General features: G+C 74.0%; 1 protein-coding gene. It reads left to right on the top strand.

What is annotated here, in order from left to right; genetic code table 11:
• Nucleotides 1–269, top strand: a 269-nt coding sequence (locus tag ACTFO6_RS18830; RefSeq protein WP_439935885.1) for an FAD-dependent oxidoreductase, incomplete at both ends; no start/stop codon positions are given.

The following is a 269-nucleotide window of genomic DNA, read 5'->3' as shown; positions in this document are numbered from 1 at the left end:
CGGGCCGCCGGCTGCGTGCGTCTGGCCGACGGACGCACGCAAGGCTTCGACAAGCTTCTGCTCGCCACCGGCAGCCGGCCGCGCCGGCTCCAGGCGCCCGGCGCGGAACTGCCGGGCGTCTACGTCCTGCGCACGCGGGACGATGCGGACGCCATCCGCGCGGAATGGGCGCCGGGCAGGCGCCTCGCCATCATCGGCGGCGGCTACATCGGTCTGGAAGTCGCCGCCGTGGCGGTAACGATGGGCCTTCAGGTCACGGTGCTGGAAGC

Source organism: Pelomicrobium sp. G1 (assembly GCF_051905455.1).
Lineage (GTDB): Bacteria > Pseudomonadota > Gammaproteobacteria > Burkholderiales > UBA6910 > Pelomicrobium.
The sequence above is the reverse complement of the archived record's forward strand: the minus strand, read 5'-3'. Positions and strand labels throughout refer to the sequence as shown.